Raw genomic sequence first — 18,014 nt, forward strand, 5'->3', positions numbered from 1 at the left:
CCGCCGCGCCCCGGCCCATCGCGCCCGAGGGCGGCTTCGCGCTGCCCGCCGGACCGACCCCGGCCGCTCCGGGCGGCTCCGGCGAGACCGACACCGACGGCGCGGGCGGACGCCGTGCGCGCCGCGTGCTCGGCTCACCCGCGTCGCCCGACCCGCAGCCCCCGGCCGCCTCGGGTGAGGAGCCCGCGCTGCCGACCGGGCGGCGCCGTGCGCTGCCCCCGACCCCCGCCTGGCCCGTTCCGGCGGCCCGCACCGCACCGGAGGACGCGGAGGCCGCGGCGGCGTCCGTACCCGGTGCCCGGCAGTCCGGGGACACCCAGACGAGCGGCCAGCCGATCAGCGTGCGCGCGCTCGGCACCCTGGGCCAGGGCATCGCCGTCGACCCGGGCACGGCCGGTCCCGGCGGATCCGGTTCCGGCCGGCGCCGCAGGCTCGCCGAACCCGCGCCCCAGGGGCGGGCCTTCGCCATAGGAGCCCCCGAGGCGGGTGCCGCCGAGGGCCCCGAGCCCCTCGACGGGCCCGGCGGCGCGGTCGAGGTGGTCAACCGTCCCGTGCCGCGTCCCGTGGACGACGAGCTGCCGCCCGAGCCGCTGGACAACCCGCGCCGGCTGCTGGTGTGGCCGGCCCCGGACCCCCAGACGCAGCAGGCTCTCAGCGACCGTGGCTACCGCCCGGTGATCGTGCACTCCCGCGAGGAGGTGGACGCGCAGATCGCGGCCTTCCCCGCGGCGCTGTTCGTCGACCCGCTGACCGGCCCGATCACCCGGACGGCGCTGCAGTCCCTGCGCCAGGCCGCGATGGCCGCCGAGGTTCCCGTCCTGGTCACGGCCGGGCTGGGGCACGCCACGCGCGAGGCGGCGTACGGGGCCGATCCGGCCGTCCTGCTCAAGGCGCTCGCCCCGCGCGACAGCGAGCAGCACCCGTCCCGCGTGCTGCTGATCGAGGAGCACGACGAGGTCGCCACCGCCCTGACGGCCGCGCTGGAGCGGCGCGGCCTCCAGGTCGGACGGGCGGGCGCGGACACCGACGCCGTGGAGCTGGCGACCCGGATGCGGCCCAACCTGGTGGTCATGGACCTCATGCAGGTCCGGCGCCGGCGGGCCGGGATCGTGGACTGGCTGCGCGCCAACGGGCAGCTCAACCGCACCCCGCTGGTCGTCTACACGGCCACCGGCATCCAGCCGGGCGACCGGCCGCGGCTGGCCTCCGGGGAGAGCGTGCTGTTCCTCGCCGAACGGTCGACGACCGCGGACGTGCAGGGCCGCATCGTGGACCTCCTGGCCAAGATCGGCACCAACTAGCCATCCTGGTCCGATGGCCATCACCGACACGACCGAGCACAGCGTCCCCGCCGACAACGGAGAGGTGAGCCTGCTCATCGCGCGGCAGGTGGAGCCGGGCTACGAGGAGGCGTTCGAGAGCTGGGCGCGCGGCATCCTGGAGACCGCCGCACGGTTCCCGGACCACCTCGGCTACGGGCTGTTCCGGCCCGCCGCCGAGGGCGCGCCCTGGTTCCTCGTCCACCGCTTCCGCGACCAGGAAGCGCTCGCCCGGTGGCAGGAGTCGCCGGAACGGGCCGGGTGGTTCGCCAACTGCGAGGGCCACCACCACACCGAGATAGCCCGGCGTGAGCTCCAGGGCATGGAGACCTGGTTCGCGAAGCCGGGCACGACCCGGCCCGCGCCGCCGCGGTGGAAGATGGCGATCAGCTCCGGGCTGGCCATCTTCCCGATCTCGCTGCTGGGCAACGCGGTGCTCGGGCCGTACCTGGTGAACCTGAACTTCGTGCTGCGGACGGCCGCCTTCGCGGCCGTCTTCAGCACCCTGATGACCTACGTGGCCATGCCCGCCGTCAGCCGGCTGCTGCGTCCGTGGCTGACACGCGGCTGACGGGCGGCAGGTCCGCCGTACCGGCCCCTACGCGAGGGTGGTGACGTCCAGGTCACCGTCGGCGTACTGCTTGCGGATCACCTTCTTGTCGAACTTGCCGACACTGGTCTTCGGCACCGCCTCGACGATCGTCCAGCGTTCCGGCAGCTGCCACTTGGCGATCGACCGGGCGAGGAAAGCGCGCAGTCCCTCGTAGTCGGCCGTGGCCCCCTCCTTGAGGACGACGGTGGCCAGCGGGCGCTCGCCCCACTTCTCGTCGGGGACGGCGACGACGGCCGCCTCGGCGACCTCCGGGTGGGCCATGAGCGCGTTCTCCAGCTCGACGCTGGAGATCCACTCGCCACCGGACTTGATGACGTCCTTGGCCCGGTCGGTGAGGGTGAGGAAGCCGGCGGCACTGATCACACCTACGTCCCCGGTCTTCAGCCAGCCGTCGGCGCTGAACTTGTCCTCGGGCCGCAGGGCTTCGCCGGAGGCGCCGCCGTAGTAGGCGCCGGCAATCCAGTTGCCGCGGACCTCCAGCTCGCCCGCCGACTCCCCGTCCCACGGCAGCACGTCTCCGGCGGGGCCGATGAGACGGGCCTCGACCCCGGCCGGGAAGCGGCCCTGGGTGACGCGGTAGGGCCACTCCTCCTCGGCCGTGAGCCCGGCCGGCGGGTGCGCCATGGTGCCCAGCGGCGAGGTCTCCGTCATGCCCCAGGCGTGGCAGAGGCGGACGCCGAGCTTGTCGTAGGCCTCCATCAGGGAGGGCGGACAGGCGGCGCCGCCGATGGTGACCTGCTTCATCGAGCTCAGGTCACGCGGGTGCGCGGTCACCTCGGCGAGCAGCCCCTGCCAGATGGTGGGGACGGCCGCCGCGTGCGTGGGCTTCTCCCGCTCGATCATCTCGGCGAGCGGCGCGGGCTGCAGGAAGCGGTCCGGCATCAGCATGTTGATGCCGGTCATGAAGGTGGCGTGCGGCAGGCCCCAGGCGTTCACGTGGAACTGCGGCACGACGATCAGGCTGGTGTCGTGGTCGGTGAGGCCCATCGACTCGGTCATGTTGACCTGCATGGAGTGCAGGTAGACCGAGCGGTGGGAGTACACGACGCCCTTGGGCTCCCCCGTGGTGCCGGAGGTGTAGCACATGGCCGCGGCCTGGCGCTCGTCCAGCTCGGGCCAGTCGTAGTGCGCGGGGCGGCCTTCCAGGAGCTCCTCGTACTCGTGCACCTGGACGTCGAGCCCCTCGAGGGCGGAGCGGTCGCCGATGCCCACGACGACGACGTGCTCGACGGTCGGCAGGTGCGGCAGCAACGGCGCCAGCAGCGGCAGCAGGGTGCCGTTGACCAGCACCACCCGGTCCGCCGCGTGGTTGACGATGAAGACCAGCTGCTCGGGGGGCAGCCTCAGGTTGAGCGTGTGCAGGACCGCGCCCATGGACGGGATCGCGAAGTACGCCTCGACATGCTCGGAGTTGTTCCACATGAGCGTCGCGACCCGCTCGTCCTGCCGGACTCCGAGTCCGTCGCGCAGGCCGTGCGCGAGCTGCGCGGCGCGGACGCCGATCTCGGCGAAGCTGCGCCGGTGCGGCTCGGCCTCGCCGGTCCAGGTCGTGACCTGGGAGTCTCCGTGAATCGTCGACCCGTGGGCCAGGATCCGCGAGATCAGCAGCGGTACATCCTGCATGGTGCTCAGCAAAGCGTCCTCCCGGTGAGCGCTGCGGCGCTGCGGCGGCTGTCGGATGCTGCCGATTCTGCGCACGTACCGGTCGGCATGTCACTACCCGGGAGTACAAACAGGCTGGTCGATCACTGTCCGGGGCCGTTCTCTGGCCGATGTTTCACGTGAAACACGTCTCCGCGGACGTCTCAGCGGACGCCTCCGCGGACGTCTCAGCGGACCGGGATGAGCTCCGGATCCTCGCGGAGCTTGACCAGGGCCCGCGAGACGGCGCTCTTGACCGTGCCCACCGAGACCCCGAGCAGCTCGGCCGTCTGCGCCTCGCTCAGGTCCTCGTAGTACCGCAGGACGACCATGGCCCGCTGGCGGTCGGGCAGCCGGGTCACCGCCCGCCACATGGCGTCGCGCAGCACCTGCGCCTCTGCGGGGTCGGCGCAGGACTGCTCCTCGGTCTCGGGGAGCTCCTCGCAGACGAACTCGTCGACCTTGCGCTTGCGCCATTGCGAGGTGCGGGTGTTGACCAGGGCCCGGCGGACGTAGCCGTCCAGGGCCCGGTGGTCCTCGATCCGCTCCCAGGCGACGTAGGTCTTGGCGAGGGCGGTCTGGAGCAGGTCCTCGGCGTCGCACGGGTTGGCGGTCAGGGAGCGCGCGGTGCGCATCAGGGCCGTGCCACGGGTCCGGACGTACGCCGAGAACGACGGGTACGGCGTCGGGTTCGAGGCGAGCGTGCACACAGGCGTGGTCATGGCTCCACGCTAGGAGCGCGGCCCGCGCCTGGAATCGCCCGCAGGTGCCGAAGCCGGGTCCCCCTCAGGTTGTACGGTCCGGCCGCGCCCCACCTCCTGTAGGTGGAGGAGGGACGCGCGACCAGGACCGGAGTCAGGCGTCGGTGCCCAGGACCAGACCGGAGGTCGGCACGCCGGTGCCGGCCGTGACGAGGACGTGCTCGGCCCCCGGGACCTGGTTGACGGAGGTGCCGCGCAGCTGGCGGACGGCTTCGGCGATGCCGTTCATGCCGTGCAGGTAGGCCTCCCCGAGCTGGCCTCCGTGAGTGTTGAGCGGGAGGGCGGCGGCGGCCGTGAAGTCGGCGGCCTCACCGGGTCCGCAGAAGCCGAACGACTCCAGCTGCATCAGGACGAAGGGGGTGAAGTGGTCGTAGAGGATGCCCACGTCGATGTCCGAGGGCTGCAGCCCGCTGGTGCGCCAGAGCTGCCGGGCGACCACGTCCATCTCGGGGAGCCCGGTGAGGCCGTCGCGGTAGAAGGAGGTCATCCCTTCCTGGCGGCGGCCGGCGCCCTGGGCGGCGGCGGTGATCACGGCGGGCGCGTGGCGCAGGTCGCGGGCCCGCTCGGCCGTGGTGACGACGAGGGCCTGCCCGCCGTCGGTCTCCTGGCAGCAGTCCAGCAGCCGCAGCGGTTCCACGATCCAGCGGGAGGCAGCGTGGTCGGCGAGGGTGATGGGTTTGCCGTGGAAGTAGGCGGCGGGGTTGTTCGCGGCGTACCCGCGGCCCGTGACGGCGACGTGGCCGAAGGCCTCGGGGGTCAGGTTGTAGGCGTGGAGGTAGCGTTGCGCGGCCATGGCCACCCAGGAGGCCGGGGTCAGCAGCCCCCAGGGCAGGGACCAGCCGAGGGCCGCTCCCTCGGCCGAGGGCTCGCGCTGCTGGACGCCGGAGCCGAAGCGGCGGCCGGAGCGTTCGTTGAAGGCGCGGTAGCAGACGACCACCTCGGCGACCCCGGTGGCGACGGCGAGGGCTGCTTGCTGGACGGTGGCGCAGGCCGCGCCGCCTCCGTAGTGGATGCGGGAGAAGAAGGAGAGCTCCCCGATGCCGGCGGCCTGGGCGACGGTGATCTCGGGGCTGGTGTCCATCGTGAAGGTGACCATGCCATCGACGTCGCCGGGGGTGAGCCCGGCGTCGTCGAGGGCGGCGTGCACCGCCTCGACGGCGAGTTTGAGCTCGCTGCGGCCGGAGTCCTTCGAGAACTCGGTCGCGCCGATGCCGGCGATGGCGGCGCGGCCGCCCAGGTCGTCGCGGAGGCGGACGCTCATGCCCCGACCCCCAGCGTGACGGTGACGGTGCCGGTGACGTGGTGGCCGAGCCGGTTGGCGCCGACGACCCGGATCTCGGCGGTGTCCCCGTCGAGGGCGGTGACGGTGCCGGTGAGGGTCATGGTGTCGCCCGGGTAGTTGGGGGCGCCCAGGCGGATGGCCACCTTGCGCAGGACGGCGTGCGGTCCGAGGTGGTCGGTGATGTAGCGACCGACGAGGCCGTTCGTGGTCAGGATGTTCATGAAGATGTCCGGAGAGCCCTTCTCGCGGGCGAGTTCCGCGTCGTGGTGCACGTCCTGGTAGTCGCGGGAGGCGATGGCGCCCGCGACGATCAGGGTGCGGGTGACCGGGATCTCCAGCGGCGGCAGCGCGTCGCCGACGTTCATGCGTCCTCCCCCTCTTGCTCCGCGTCTCGCTCCCCGTCCGGGGTCTCGCCCTCGGATATGAGGGCGCCCAGCTCGGACAGCAGCTCGCTGCCGCAGCCCAGGTAGGCGTCGAGCTGCCGCCCCCACAGGAAGTGCCGGTGGACGGGGTGGTCCAGGTCGGCGCCCGTGCCGCCGTGCAGGTGCTGGCCCGCGTGGACGACGCGTTTGCCCGCCTCGGAGGCCCACCAGGCCGCCGTGAGGGCGTGTTCGCGTGCCGGGAGCCCTTCGTCGATCCGCCAGGCCGCCTCGTACGCGGTCACCCGGATGGCTTCGGTGTCCATGTGAGCGTCGGCCGCGCGGAGCATGACGCCCTGGTTCGTGGACAGCGGGCGGCCGAACTGCTCGCGGGTCGAGGTGTACTCGACGGCGCGGGCGAGCGAGCCCGCGCAGACGCCCGCCTGGAGCCCGGCGAAGGCGGTGCGGGCGGCGGCCAGTACCGCGTCGTGGGCGTCCGGGCCGCCGAGCCGTTCGGCCGGGGCGCCGGTCAGGGTGAGGCGGCCCGCCGACCAGGGGGCGGTCGTCTCCACCGGCCGCGTCCCGACGCCGGGCCCGTCCGTCGGCACGAGCCACAGGGCCCGGTCGCGGTCCGGGACCAGGACGTGGGTGGCGTCCCGCAGCCACGGGACGGCGGGGACGGTGCCGGTCAGGCGGCCCTCCGCTGTGGCGGTGACCGACCGGCGCTCGGGGAAGGCGCCGGTGGCGACGGCCTCGCCGGAGCCGAGGGCGGGCAGCAGGCGGTCACGCTGTGCGGGGCTGCCGTGGGCGGCCACGGGAAGGATCCCGTAGGCGCAGGTGGCGGCGTAGGGCACCTGGGCGGTGGTGCGGCCCTGTTCCTCCAGGAGGAGGACCAGGCCGAGGAGGCCCACCTCTTCCACGGCGGCGGTCAGGCCGGCGGTGGTCAGGGCCTTCCACAGTTCGGCGTCGCTGCCGGTGCCGGCCGCGGCGAGGCGTTCGTGGGTGGCGAGGTCGTCGAAGATCCGGGCGGCCAGGGCCGCCGCGGCGGCCTGTTCCTCGGTGGGGTGGAAGTCCATGTCAGCCCGCCTCTGCGCGGAAGACGGGGAGTTCGAGGGCGTCGTCGACGCGGAGGAACTCCAGCCGGACGGGAAGGCCGATGCGGACCTTGTCGTAGGGGACCCCGGTGATGTTGCCGATCACACGAACCCCTTCGGCCAGCTCGACCAGGGCGACCGCGTAGGGCGGGTCGAAGGCCGGGAAGGGGGGGTGGTGCATGACGACGTACGAGAAGACGGTGCCGGCGCCGCTCGCCTCGACGGTGTCCCAGTCGGGGGAGGAGCAGGCGTTGCAGCCGGGCAGCCAGGGGAAGCGCAGGGTCGCGCAGGCGGTGCAGCGCTGGATCAGCAGCTTGTGCTCCCTGACTCCGTCCCAGAAGCCCTGGTTGTCGCGGTTGACCACGGGGCGCGGCCGCCGGGGCCCCGCCGCCTCTGGCTTCGGCGGCCGTTTGGCGACCGGGGCGTACTTGAGGATGCGGAAGCGGTGCGTCCCGGCGAGCTCGCCGTTGGCGTGGACGTCCATCCGGGTCGTGACGAAGTGGCCGCTGCCCAGTTTGGTCGTCTTGCGCGGGGAGACCGACTCGATCACGGCGTCGAAGGTGACGGTGTCCCCGGGGCGCAGCGGGCGCAGGTACTCCTGTTCGCAATCGGTGGCGACCACCGAGGTGCAGCCCGCGGCGTCGAGCAGCGCGAAGAGTTCGTCGTGTGCGGTGGCGCGGCTGGTATGTCCGGAGAGGCCGCCCATCGTCCAGGCCTGGAGCATGGTGGGCGGGGCCGTGGCGCCGGGCCCGGTGTAGGCGGGGTTGGTGTCGCCCATGGCCTCGCACCAGTGACGGATCATGGGCTCGTTGACGGGGTCCTTGGCGCGGGCCGCGGTGGCGGCGGGCCGGCCCTCGAAGGACTTGAGCCGCCGCAGCAGTTCCTCCTCCGCCTCCGCGTCGGCGGCCGTCTTCCCCGCGGTCATCGCTTCCTCCCCTTCATGCCGAGCCGCATCATGGCGACGATCTCGCGCTGGACCTCGCTGACCCCGCCGCCGAAGGTGTTGATCTGGGCCGCCCGGTTCATCCGCTCCAGCTCGCCGCCGAGGAAGGCCTGCGGTCCGCGGACGAGGGCCTCCTCGCCGACCACTTCCTGGCAGATCCGGTACACCTCGACGGCGGACTCGGTGCCGAGGAACTTCACTCCGCTGGCGTCGCCGGGCGCCAGGGTGCCCGCGCCGACGTCCTGGACGAGCCGCCAGTTGAGCAGGCGCACGGCGGCCAGCCGGGCGTGGGCTTCGGCGAGCCTCGCCCGGACCCAGGGACGGTCGGCCGGGCGTTCTCCGGTGACGGGGTCGGGGGTGCGGGCGTGGGCGCGGGCGGCCTCGTAGAAGTCCTCGGCCTGCATGCCGATGGCGGCGAGGGCGACGCGTTCGTGGTTGAGCTGGTTGGTGATCAGGCCCCAGCCGCCGTTCTCGGGGCCTACGAGGTGGCCGGCGGGGACCCGGACGCCGTCGTAGTACGTGGCCGTGGTCGTGAGGCCTCCGACGGTGTCGATCGGGGTCCAGGAGAAGCCGGGGCTGTCGGTGGGCACCAGGATGATGGAGATGCCCTTGTGTTTGGGGGCCTGCGGGTCGGTGCGGCAGGCGAGCCAGATCCAGTCGGCGTTCTGGGCGTTGGAGGTGAAGATCTTCTGCCCGTCGATCACCCAGTCGCCGCTCCCGTCGCGGACGGCGCGGGTGCGCAGGGCGGCGAGGTCGGTGCCGGCCTCGGGCTCCGAGTAGCCGATGGCGAAGACGGTCTCGCCGCGGAGGATGCCGGGGAGGAACCGGTCCTTCTGCTCCGGGGTGCCGTATTTCATCAGGGTGGGGCCGACGGTGTTGAGGGTGACCATGGAGACGGGGGCCCCGGCCCGGTAGGCCTCGTCGAAGAAGACGAACTGCTCGTCGGGGCCGCGGCCCTGGCCTCCGTACTCGACGGGCCAGCCCAGGCCGAGCAGGCCGTCGTCGCCGATCCGGCGCAGCAGGGCGCGCTGGGCCGCCGGGTCGTCGGGGACCCCGTCGGGCAGCAGGTCCCGGAAGTACTCGCGCAGTTCGGCGCGTAGCCGTGACTGCCCTTCGGACGGAGCGAGGTGCACGGCGCTGGCCTCCCGGCTTCGCATCGGACGAGTGAACCTGACTGTCCGTCAGATTTACCGGGGATGTCAAGGTCGGGAGGCGCGGCGATGGCCGTACGGAGCCCCGCGCGCGGGAGGGCGCCCGCACTACCGGACCCCAGCCGGTCCGGTCGTACGGGCGCCCTCAGCGGTCTGCGCGGTTCAGGAGGCCCCTACCACCACGGGAAGAAGTTCACCGCCACGTTGGAGTTGGCCTGGTGGATCGCCGTGTAGGCCGAGCCGTTGACCTGGGCGGTGTTGTTCTGGTTCGACGCGCCGGCGCCGGTGGCCACCTGCTGGGAGGTGGAGGAGTTGCCGTGGTTGTTGCCGCCGACGCCACTGCCGATGACGCTGGCGACGCTCGCATTCGATCCGTCGTTCGCGAACGAGCCGTTGTCGGCCGCCGCGACCCCGCCGAACAGGGCGGCGGCGAGGGGGAGCGAGGCGACGGCGGCGATGACGCGGGCGGTACGGATGCTTGCCATTCTGAGTCCTCCAGAAAACCGAAGTCGGGTTCATCCCAAGGCAGTTGGCCGACCGCCTCGGTCGTTGGTGGTGCTGACGACGTCGCGAATCCAGAGTTGCCCACCGAATCCCCGGCGAACCACCCCGCAGCCTGCTATTCCCCCGCAAGCATGACCAACAAGGGATAAACACGGTGTGCGCCCCTGCTGCCCCAACTCATCGCTCTGGTCACGGGGGAATCCCGTGCGACGCGGCAGAGGAATCGTTCCGCCAAACCGACTCGACCCGGACATGCCGAAAAGGGCCGCTCCGTCCGGGAACCCCACCGTCTCCCGGCCCTGCGGCCCTGCCGTACCAAGCTTCACGCCCCCCGCGCGCCCCCGGAATCCGCCGGAGCAAGCCCCCGCTACGCGGCGAGTGCGACCTGATCCCGGTCAGGGGCGAGCGCGGCTGCGGTCGCGGAACGGCGCACCGACGGGCTCTTGCCGTGGGCCTCGGCCCGGATCCGCTGCTTGATCGTCGGAGGCAGCGCGCCGCCCCGCATCATCGCCCGCCACGTCCGCCGCGCAACCGGGACGGCCCGCCGCGCGACGGGAGCCGAAGGAGTGGCCGCCGCGGCCGTCACGACACCCGCCGGAGCCGGCTTGCCCACCAGGCCGAGAGCTCCGAGGAGCGCCACGAGCAGGGACAGGAACGAGGTCCAGAGCGAGGTGGCGGTGGTGCGGTGGGTCATGACGAACGCCTCGATTCCCGATGTCCCGATGGGCGGATCTGAATACATTCGTCATGATGCGACCGCAACCGCACGACCCCCACCACGCGCGCCGATCTTCTGACAAACACCACCCGGAAGGACCAAGCCCCGGCCCCCGCACGCGGAACGGCCCCTGACCAGGGATCCTGGTCAGGGGCCGTTCCATTGCGGTGGGTGTGGGATTTGAACCCACGGTGACTCGCGCCACGACGGTTTTCAAGACCGTTCCCTTAGGCCGCTCGGGCAACCCACCTGGCCGGTACAGAGTACCGGGATGTGGGGGTGGGTGGGGTGGGAGTTGCCCGTGGCGGGGTCGGGGTGTCCGGGTGTCAGGACGTCTGGGCCTTGTCGTAGGCGGCCTTGGCTTCCGGGCCGAAGTACGGGCCGAACATGGTGTTGGGCAGGAAGTTGTAGCCGAAGCTGTTCACCGAGACCTGGGTGCCCAGGCCCGTCGACTCGTCGAAGTCCTGGAACCAGGGGCCGCCGCTGGAGCCGCCGGTCATGTTGCAGGACATGCTGTGGTCCTTGGTGAGCAGGAAGTCCTTGCCCGTGTTGGCTCCGCAGTAGACGAGCTTGGTGCCGTCGTAGGGCGCGGCCGCCGGGAAGCCGAAGGAGTACATCTTCTTGTTGTAGCCGCCGTTGAACAGGATGCCCTGCGCCCCGACGGCCTGGCTGAGCGTCCGTCCGTTCTGCGGGGCGACGACCGCGAGGCCGACGTCCATGTTCATGTCCTCGCTCGCCGCCCACTGGTCGGTGGCGAGGGTTTTGGTGGCCGCCCACTGGCCGTACGGGGCGTTGCCGTTGTCGTAGCCGGGGACGAAGATCCAGTTGGTGTGCCAGGCGCCCTGGTACTTCACGCAGTGCCCGGCCGTGATGACCGTGCTGCCGTTCTGGCTGGTGATGGAGTCGCCCGAGCAGGAAGCCGTGCGGCCCTGGAAGGTGAAGAACACCCGGCCCGAGGTCCTCACGACCGTCCCGCCGCCCGTCCAGGCGCCGCCGGCCTGCGGGAACGCCGTGGGGGAGGTCGGGGCCACCCGGGTCGGCGGGGCCGCCGGCGCGGGGAGCGGCCGCGTCCCGCCCGGGGCGGCCGTCACGTCGAGCGGGGTGGCCTGGCGCATCCGCTCGGCCGTCCAGAAGCCAGGGGTCTGCAGCGGCCTGAACGAGAACGGCGCCTGTGCGGCCGCCGAGGGAGAGGCCGCCGTCAGGGCGCCTGCGAGCAGGGTGCCGGCGGCGAGGAGGATGGACAGCGCCGTGCGATGACGATTCACGCAGGACTCCTTCTGCCGTGCCCGGACCGGACGGAGCCGGGCAGGGTGGGGTGAAGAGTTGTCGGTGCGGATCGGCTGTGCGGCTGTGCTGCTTGCGCGGGCAGGTTCGCACGGGGGGCCCGAGAAGTCAGGGGGCGGTCCGGACGTTCGGTCGGTTCCGGCCAGGAAATGGCCAACTCCCCCCGGGTCGGGCCGTCACGTGGTCACCAGCACCCCGGCGTAGGAGACGCCCGCCACCACCACCCAGGCCCCGAGGCCCAGCAGGGCTGCGCGCCCACCGGTGCGGGCCAGGGTCGGCAGGTGGACGGCGCTGCCCAGACCGAACAGGGCGGCGGCCAGCAGGGCCTCCTGGGCCGTGTGCGCCCAGTCCAGGGCCAGGTGGGGCAGCAGGCCCGTCGCACGCAGCGCGGCCGCCGCCAGGAACCCGAGGACGAACAGGGGCACCGGCGCCGGACGCTTCCCGGAGGAGGTGCGCACCCCGCGCCGCCGGGCCCGCATGGAGAAGGCCACGGCCGCCACCAGGGGGGCCAGCAGGGCCACCCGCATCAGCTTGACCAGCACGGCCTCGCCGAGCGCGCCGGGGCCGGCGGTCTGGGCGGTCGCCACCACCTGGCCGACGTCATGGACGCTGGCGCCCACCCAGCGGCCGAAGGACAGGTCGGAGAGGCCCAAGGGGCCCTGAAGCAAGGGCAGTACGGCGATGGCGAGGGTCCCGCAGAGCGTGACGAGGGCCACCGAGGCGGCCACGTCCTCCTCGTCGCTCCCGGACACCTCGCTCACGGCGCCGATCGCCGAGGCCCCGCAGATGGAGTACCCGGTGGCGATCAGCAGGGGCTGGTCTCCGGGGAGCCCGAGGCGGCGGCCCAGCCAGACCGTGCCGAAGAACGTTGCCGCGACCACCGCGGTCACCATGGCCACCGTCGCCCAGCCCAGCCGGACCACCTGGTCCAGGCCGAGCCCCAGGCCCAGCAGCACGATGCCGATCCGCATCAGCCGCCGCCCGGCCAGGGAGAGGCCCGGGCGGGCCGGTCCGCGGACGACGGTCCGTACTCCGGGGACGTGGGCCACGGCGATCCCGAGTACCACCGAGGCGGTCAGCATCGGGATGCCGGGCACCAGCCGGTGCACGCACCAGGCCACCAGGGCGCCGGCGGCCGCCAGGCCCAAGCCCGGCCAGGAGGTGGGTGTTTCACGTGAAACAACGGGTGCCGCCTCGGTCTGCGGGCGGTGGAGGAGGGCCATCAGTCGACGGGGAGCGTGTAGACGCGGCGGATGCTGCTGCCCAGGCGGGAGACGTCCGCCCCGTAGATGTGGATCGATATCGCCTTGCCGGTACAGGAGTTGCGCACCCGGTGGATGTCTCCGGGCGGGGCGAAGCCGCAGACCTCGCCCTGGGCGTTGACCACGTCCTCGGTGGCCACCAGCCGCGCGGCGTCCGGACCGGGGGCGAGCCGGTAGCGGCGCTCGCTCTCCTCGCCCTGGTGCACACCGGCCACGCACCACGACACGTGGTCGTGGATGCAGGTCTCCTGACCGGGCATCCAGACCAGGGCGACCACCGAGAAGCTGCCGTCCGCCTCGGCGTGCAGGATGTGCTGCCGGTAGTGGTCCGGATCGCCCTCCTGCTGTTCCGCGGTCAGGAGGTCGGACGCCCCGAGGTGCGGGGCGAGACGCTCGCCGACGAGGTAGGCGGTCAGGTCGGGGGCCAGCCCCCGGTCCACGACCGTTCGGATCTCACTGACGAGGGCGGCCATCCTCGTGGTCGTGCGGGCCGGCGTGGTGGTGGTCATAGGAGCAGCGTCCGACGGCCGATTCATCACGTCCAACGACAGTTATGACCTGAAATCCCAACTCCTGCTTATGGATCGGGGTGATGGGCACCTGCCCTGGGCTCAGCAGCCGACGCGGTTCGAGGCCACGCGCTTCAGCTCGTCCAGGACCACGGCCGTCGCCGGGATCCGCAGGTGGTCGCGGTAGACGTACGCGGCGATGTGGCGGCGGGCGGCGGGCTCCAGCACCCGGCCGCAGACCCGGCTCAGTGAGAGCGAGGGCAGGACCAGCGCGGGCATCATCGCCACGCCCAGCCCCTGCGCGACCAGGCTCTGGACCACGAGGTTGTCGTCCGTGGCGAAGCGGATGTCGGGCACGAAGCCCAGCTCGGCGCACTCGTGCAGCAGGTTCGCCCGGCAGCGCGGGCAGCCCGCGATCCACTGCTCCTCGGCGAGGTCCGCCAGGTGCACCGCCCGTCGCCGGGCGAGCGGGTGGCCGGTCGGCAGCAGCACCGTCAGCTGGTCCTCCAGCAGCCTGACCTCGGCGACCTCCTCGGGGACCTCCTCGTGCAGCCCTGGGTAGGTGAAGGCCAGGGTGATGTCGCACTCGCCGCGCTGGAGCCTGCGCAGGGACTCGGGGGGCTCCCCTTCGAGGAGCTCCACTTGGACTCCGGGGTGGTCCTTGGCGAGGCCGCTGAGGGCCTCCGGGACCAGGGTGACGTTGGCGCTGGGGAATCCGCAGACCCGCACCCGACCGGTGCGCAGCCTCGTGTACGCCTTCAGCTGGGCCTCGGCGGCCGAGAGGCTGCCGAGGATCGACTCGGCGTGCCGGGCCAGCGACTCCCCGGCCTCGGTGAGCTTCATCTTCCGGCCCACCCGGGTGAACAGCGGTGTGCCGACGGCGCGTTCGAGCGCCTTCATCTGCTGGGTGATCGCGGGCTGGGTGTAGCCCAGAACGCGAGCGGCGGCCGAGTACGAGCCCGCGGCCACCACTTCGTGGAATGTCCGTATGTGCCGTGAATCGAACACCAGCGAAGCATAAGCGGATGTTGGGAGGGGCCGTAGGCGGATTCCCGGCCACGGCCCCTCACATCAAGTCACCGTCGAGCGGCGTTCCCCCGCCGGCTCGCGGCCCGGGCTACTTGTCGCCGACCCGCGAGCCGAGCGTGATGTCGACCGTGTTCGGCTTGCCGCCGCGCAGGTAGGTCAGCTTCACGGTGTCGCCCGGCTTGTACGTCCAGATCAGGCTGATCAGGGTCGGGCCGCTGTCGACCTGCTTACCGCCGAACTCGGTGATGATGTCGCCGGGCTTGAGGCCCGCCTTGCCGGCCGGGCCGTTCGGGTCGACCAGCTCGTTGGCCGGGGCGCCCTGCTCGGAGATCTTGGCGCCGTCGGTCTTGGCCTGGAGGTCCACGGAGACGGAGATCACCGGGTAGACCGGCTTGCCCGTGTCGATCAGCGACTTGGCCACGTTCTTGGCCTGGTTGATCGGGATCGCGAAGCCGAGGCCGATCGAGCCTGCCTGTCCGCCGCCGAAGCCCCCGTTGCCGGCGGACTGGATCGCGGAGTTGATGCCGATGACCGCGCCGCGGCCGTCGAGCAGCGGACCGCCGGAGTTGCCGGGGTTGATGGAGGCGTCCGTCTGCAGCGCGCTCATGTACGAGTTCTTGCCGCCGGAGCCGTCACCGGAGGCCACGGGACGGTTCTTCGCGCTGACGATGCCGGTGGTGACCGTGTTGGACAGGCCGAAGGGGGCACCGATCGCGATGGTCGGGTCGCCGACCGCGACCTTGTCCGAGTCGCCGAGCGCCAGCGGCTTGAGGTTGGCCGGCGGGTTCTTCAGCTTGATGACGGCCACGTCGTAGCCCTGGGCCCGGCCCACGACCTCGGCCTCGTACTTCTTGCCGTCGGAGAAGGTGGCGGAGAGCTTGCCGCCGTTGGCGGCGGAGGCCACCACGTGGTTGTTGGTGAGGATGTGGCCCTGCTCGTCGTAGACGAACCCGGTACCGGTGCCGCCCTCGCCGTCCCCGGCCGAGGCCTCGATGGTGACGACGCTGGGCAGTGCTGCGGCGGCGAGCCCGGCGACGGAGCCCGCGTCCCGCTTGAGGTCCTTGGGGGTGTTGGGCGCGCTGATGGTGGTCGAGCCGGAGCCGCCGTGGTCGCGCTGGGCGGCCCAGTAGCCGACACCGCCACCCACGCCGCCCGCGAGCAGGGCCGCCACGAGGACCGCCGCGATCAGACCGCCCCGGCCCTTCGGCTTGGGCTGCGGTGCGCCCTCGGCGGTGAGCGGCACGCCCCAGGCGCCGCCGCCCTGGCCTCCGCCGTACGAGGGAACGGCCGGAGGCGGCGGGGGCCAGACCTCCGCGCCGTACGGGGCCGCGGCGGGTGCCGCCGGCTGGGCGGGGGGCACCGGCGGGGCGGCCGGGGCCTGCTCGTGGCCGTACGCCGGGGGCGCGGCGGGGGGCGCCGGCGGCGTGGGAGGGAGCTGCTGGGTGTGCTCGGCGCCCGGAGCCGGAGCGTCCTGGGGCGCCGGCGCGGCCGGTTCGGGTGTGGAGGCGGCCACCGGCACGGGAGGTGCGGACGGGGCCGCGGGGGGTGTCGGGGCCGCGGTGCCCTCGTTCTCGGTGCTCACAGCGCTCTCTCCTCGTCACACACGGCTTACACGGCCAACACGGCTGTTGGAAATATCAGGCGATACCGCCCCGATACCGTCCGGGCATCGGTCCGACTGAACGTTCGACGCGCCGCAGAAGTTCCAGGGTGAAGCCTTTCCCATGACCCGTCAGAGCACTGTAAGCCGGACCTGTGCGTCTACCGCCTCCCTTTATATCCGACATATAGGACAGACCTCCAGGAGTCACCCGCCACGCGGGTACTCCTCGGTGGCACCATGACCGGGTGACCCACGCTACGCCGCACCCCATCCAGGTCGTCGCCCACCGCGGCGCCTCGGAGGATGCTCCCGAGCACACCCTGGCCGCCTACCGGAAGGCCATCCAAGACGGCGCCGACGCCCTCGAATGCGACATCCGGCTGACCGCCGACGGCCATCTGGTACTGGTCCACGACCGCCGTGTGAACCGCACCTCCAACGGCCGGGGCGCCGTCTCGGCCCTGGAGCTGGCGGAACTGGCCGCCCTCGACTTCGGCTCCTGGAAGGACCGCGAGGAGTCCCCCGACTGGGACGCGGACCCGGAGCGGACCTCCGTGCTCACCCTGGAGCGGCTGCTGGAACTGGTGGCCGACGCCGGCCGGCCCGTACAGCTGGCGATCGAGACGAAACACCCCACCCGCTGGGCCGGACAGGTGGAGGAGCGCCTGCTCTTCCTCCTCAAGCGCTTCGGGCTGGACGCCCCGCCCGCGGAGGGCCCCCACCCCGTCCGGGTCATGAGCTTCTCGGCACGCTCCCTGCACCGGGTACGGGCGGCCGCCCCGACGGTCCCGACCGTGTACCTGATGCAGTTCATCTCGCCCCGGATGCGCGACGGCCGACTGCCCGCGGGCGTGCGGATCGCGGGGCCCGCCATGCGGATCGTGCGCAACCATCCCGGCTTCATCCGCAAGCTCCAGGCCGCGGGCCACTCCGTACACGTATGGACCGTGAACGAACCGGATGATGTTCAGCTATGCGCTGATCTGGGTGTAGAAGCGATCATCACGAACAGACCGCGCCAGGTTCTGTCACAACTCGGGCGCTGACGTCCCGTTTTGCACACCAGCCCCAGGAACCCCCGCCGTGACAGGGTGTGCCCCGGCGCATCCGGTCCGCATTCGTTGGTCATGAATGCGTCAGAGGGGTGTCTGCCGGCGGTTTCCGGTCCAGGCCATTGGGGCATCCAGACCATGGCGTGGGGCTAAGGAGGTTCCGGGGGTGGCGTTGGTGATGGCACAGGAAGTGCCCACGTCGTCGTGCATGGACATTCGCCATGGTCCTGCGGGCGTGGGCGAGGCGAGGCACCGGATGCGCGAGCAGCTGCGCATCAGCGGGGTGTCCGAATCGGTCGTGGACGATGCCGTACTGATCCTTTCCGAACTCCTCAGCAATGCCTGCCGACACGGCCGGCCGCTGGGCGCCCGGGACGTCGGTGACGGCGAGATACGCGCCGCGTGGCGCGTCGACAAGGCGGGACGGCTGACCGTCGAGGTCACGGACGGCGGCGGCCCGACCCGCCCGGTCCCGGCCACGCCCTCGGTCACCGCGCACGGGGGCCGCGGGCTGAACATCATCAGCGCGCTGGCCCAGGACTGGGGAGTCCGGGACGGGGCGGCGGGCGAGGTCACCGTGTGGGTGATCGTCGCCAAGGGGCCCCGGCACGACGATTTCGCTACGCGCGTCGCTCCCCCGGCGATCGACTTCGCCTCCGCTTTCGACGATCTCGACGCCTGACGGTCCGGCGCCGGCGCAAAAGGCACCGGCGCAGGCGGCACCGGCGCAAGAGGCACCGGCGCGAGCGGCACCGGCGCAGGCGGCGCCCGCCAGTGGCCGGGACCAGCGGCACCGGCCGTCCGCACACACGGCCTCCCGGGAGCGCACGCCGACCGTGCTCCCGGCCGCACCCCACCGGTTCCGGCGGTACGAACGGCTAGGCTCGCGC

17 protein-coding genes, 1 tRNA gene and 1 pseudogene are annotated in these 18,014 nt (G+C 72.4%); 4 read left to right on the forward strand and 15 right to left on the reverse strand.

The window, feature by feature from the left end:
* Window positions 1–1,301 (forward strand): annotated as a pseudogene (locus tag ACFVXK_RS00740) (hypothetical protein); the annotation flags it as partial.
* A 13-nt stretch (window positions 1,302–1,314) separates the two neighbouring features.
* Window positions 1,315–1,890 (forward strand): antibiotic biosynthesis monooxygenase, encoded by a 576-nt coding sequence (locus ACFVXK_RS00745; protein ID WP_389609028.1) that lies wholly within the window; start codon window positions 1,315–1,317, stop codon window positions 1,888–1,890.
* 27 nt (window positions 1,891–1,917) lie between these two features.
* Here the strand turns inward: ACFVXK_RS00745 and ACFVXK_RS00750 are convergent, their stop codons facing one another.
* The 15 genes from ACFVXK_RS00750 to ACFVXK_RS00820 all read right to left on the reverse strand — a co-directional run bounded on the left by ACFVXK_RS00750 (window position 1,918) and on the right by ACFVXK_RS00820 (window position 16,051).
* On the reverse strand, window positions 1,918–3,567 hold the full coding sequence (locus ACFVXK_RS00750; protein WP_389609030.1) for a long-chain fatty acid--CoA ligase: 1,650 nt from the start codon (window positions 3,565–3,567) through the stop codon (window positions 1,918–1,920).
* 194 nt (window positions 3,568–3,761) lie between these two features.
* Window positions 3,762–4,295, reverse strand: a complete 534-nt coding sequence (locus ACFVXK_RS00755) for a SigE family RNA polymerase sigma factor (RefSeq protein WP_389609032.1) — start codon at window positions 4,293–4,295, stop codon at window positions 3,762–3,764.
* Between the two features lie 133 nt (window positions 4,296–4,428).
* A complete protein-coding gene (locus ACFVXK_RS00760; RefSeq protein WP_389609034.1) occupies window positions 4,429–5,595 on the reverse strand; it encodes a lipid-transfer protein in 1,167 nt (388 codons plus the stop codon).
* Window positions 5,592–5,981, reverse strand: coding sequence for a MaoC family dehydratase (locus ACFVXK_RS00765; RefSeq protein ID WP_389609036.1), 390 nt, complete (start codon window positions 5,979–5,981; stop codon window positions 5,592–5,594). The genes ACFVXK_RS00760 and ACFVXK_RS00765 overlap by 4 nt, the downstream gene beginning before the upstream one ends.
* Entirely contained in the window at window positions 5,978–7,051 is a 1,074-nt protein-coding gene (locus ACFVXK_RS00770) for an acyl-CoA dehydrogenase family protein (RefSeq protein WP_389609038.1), read from the reverse strand. The genes ACFVXK_RS00765 and ACFVXK_RS00770 overlap by 4 nt, the downstream gene beginning before the upstream one ends.
* 1 nt (window position 7,052) lies before the next feature.
* Window positions 7,053–7,994 (reverse strand): bifunctional MaoC family dehydratase N-terminal/OB-fold nucleic acid binding domain-containing protein, encoded by a 942-nt coding sequence (locus ACFVXK_RS00775; protein WP_389609040.1) that lies wholly within the window; start codon window positions 7,992–7,994, stop codon window positions 7,053–7,055.
* Entirely contained in the window at window positions 7,991–9,145 is a 1,155-nt protein-coding gene (locus ACFVXK_RS00780; protein ID WP_389609190.1) for an acyl-CoA dehydrogenase family protein, read from the reverse strand. Before ACFVXK_RS00780 ends, ACFVXK_RS00775 begins: the two co-directional genes overlap by 4 nt.
* Window positions 9,146–9,336: 191 nt before the next feature.
* Window positions 9,337–9,648 carry a hypothetical protein gene (locus ACFVXK_RS00785; RefSeq protein WP_358891572.1) on the reverse strand — a complete coding sequence of 104 codons (312 nt, stop codon included), beginning with the start codon at window positions 9,646–9,648 and terminating at the stop codon, window positions 9,337–9,339.
* A gap of 386 nt (window positions 9,649–10,034) precedes the next feature.
* Complete coding sequence (locus ACFVXK_RS00790) at window positions 10,035–10,361, reverse strand: DUF6344 domain-containing protein (RefSeq protein WP_389609042.1); 327 nt, start codon at window positions 10,359–10,361, stop codon at window positions 10,035–10,037.
* Between the two features lie 189 nt (window positions 10,362–10,550).
* A tRNA-Ser gene (locus ACFVXK_RS00795) sits at window positions 10,551–10,635 on the reverse strand.
* Between the two features lie 76 nt (window positions 10,636–10,711).
* The gene (locus tag ACFVXK_RS00800) at window positions 10,712–11,650 is read right to left on the reverse strand and encodes a trypsin-like serine peptidase (RefSeq protein WP_389609044.1); all 939 of its coding nucleotides are present in this window, start codon (window positions 11,648–11,650) and stop codon (window positions 10,712–10,714) included.
* 195 nt (window positions 11,651–11,845) lie between these two features.
* Window positions 11,846–12,892, reverse strand: a complete 1,047-nt coding sequence (locus tag ACFVXK_RS00805; protein ID WP_389609046.1) for a YeiH family protein — start codon at window positions 12,890–12,892, stop codon at window positions 11,846–11,848.
* Window positions 12,892–13,440, reverse strand: a complete 549-nt coding sequence (locus ACFVXK_RS00810) for a cysteine dioxygenase (protein ID WP_389609048.1) — start codon at window positions 13,438–13,440, stop codon at window positions 12,892–12,894. The genes ACFVXK_RS00805 and ACFVXK_RS00810 overlap by 1 nt, the downstream gene beginning before the upstream one ends.
* Window positions 13,441–13,542: 102 nt before the next feature.
* A complete protein-coding gene (locus ACFVXK_RS00815) occupies window positions 13,543–14,448 on the reverse strand; it encodes a LysR substrate-binding domain-containing protein (RefSeq protein ID WP_358891548.1) in 906 nt (301 codons plus the stop codon).
* Between the two features lie 109 nt (window positions 14,449–14,557).
* Window positions 14,558–16,051 (reverse strand): S1C family serine protease, encoded by a 1,494-nt coding sequence (locus ACFVXK_RS00820; protein WP_389609050.1) that lies wholly within the window; start codon window positions 16,049–16,051, stop codon window positions 14,558–14,560.
* Window positions 16,052–16,317: 266 nt separating this feature from the next.
* On the opposite strand from ACFVXK_RS00820, the gene ACFVXK_RS00825 reads away from it, so the two are divergent.
* Window positions 16,318–17,118 carry a glycerophosphodiester phosphodiesterase gene (locus ACFVXK_RS00825; protein WP_389609052.1) on the forward strand — a complete coding sequence of 267 codons (801 nt, stop codon included), beginning with the start codon at window positions 16,318–16,320 and terminating at the stop codon, window positions 17,116–17,118.
* Window positions 17,119–17,203: 85 nt separating this feature from the next.
* Window positions 17,204–17,806, forward strand: coding sequence for an ATP-binding protein (locus tag ACFVXK_RS00830; RefSeq protein WP_389609053.1), 603 nt, complete (start codon window positions 17,204–17,206; stop codon window positions 17,804–17,806).
* Window positions 17,807–18,014: the final 208 nt, after the last annotated feature.

This window comes from Streptomyces sp. NPDC058157, assembly GCF_042884105.1.
GTDB lineage: Bacteria > Actinomycetota > Actinomycetes > Streptomycetales > Streptomycetaceae > Streptomyces.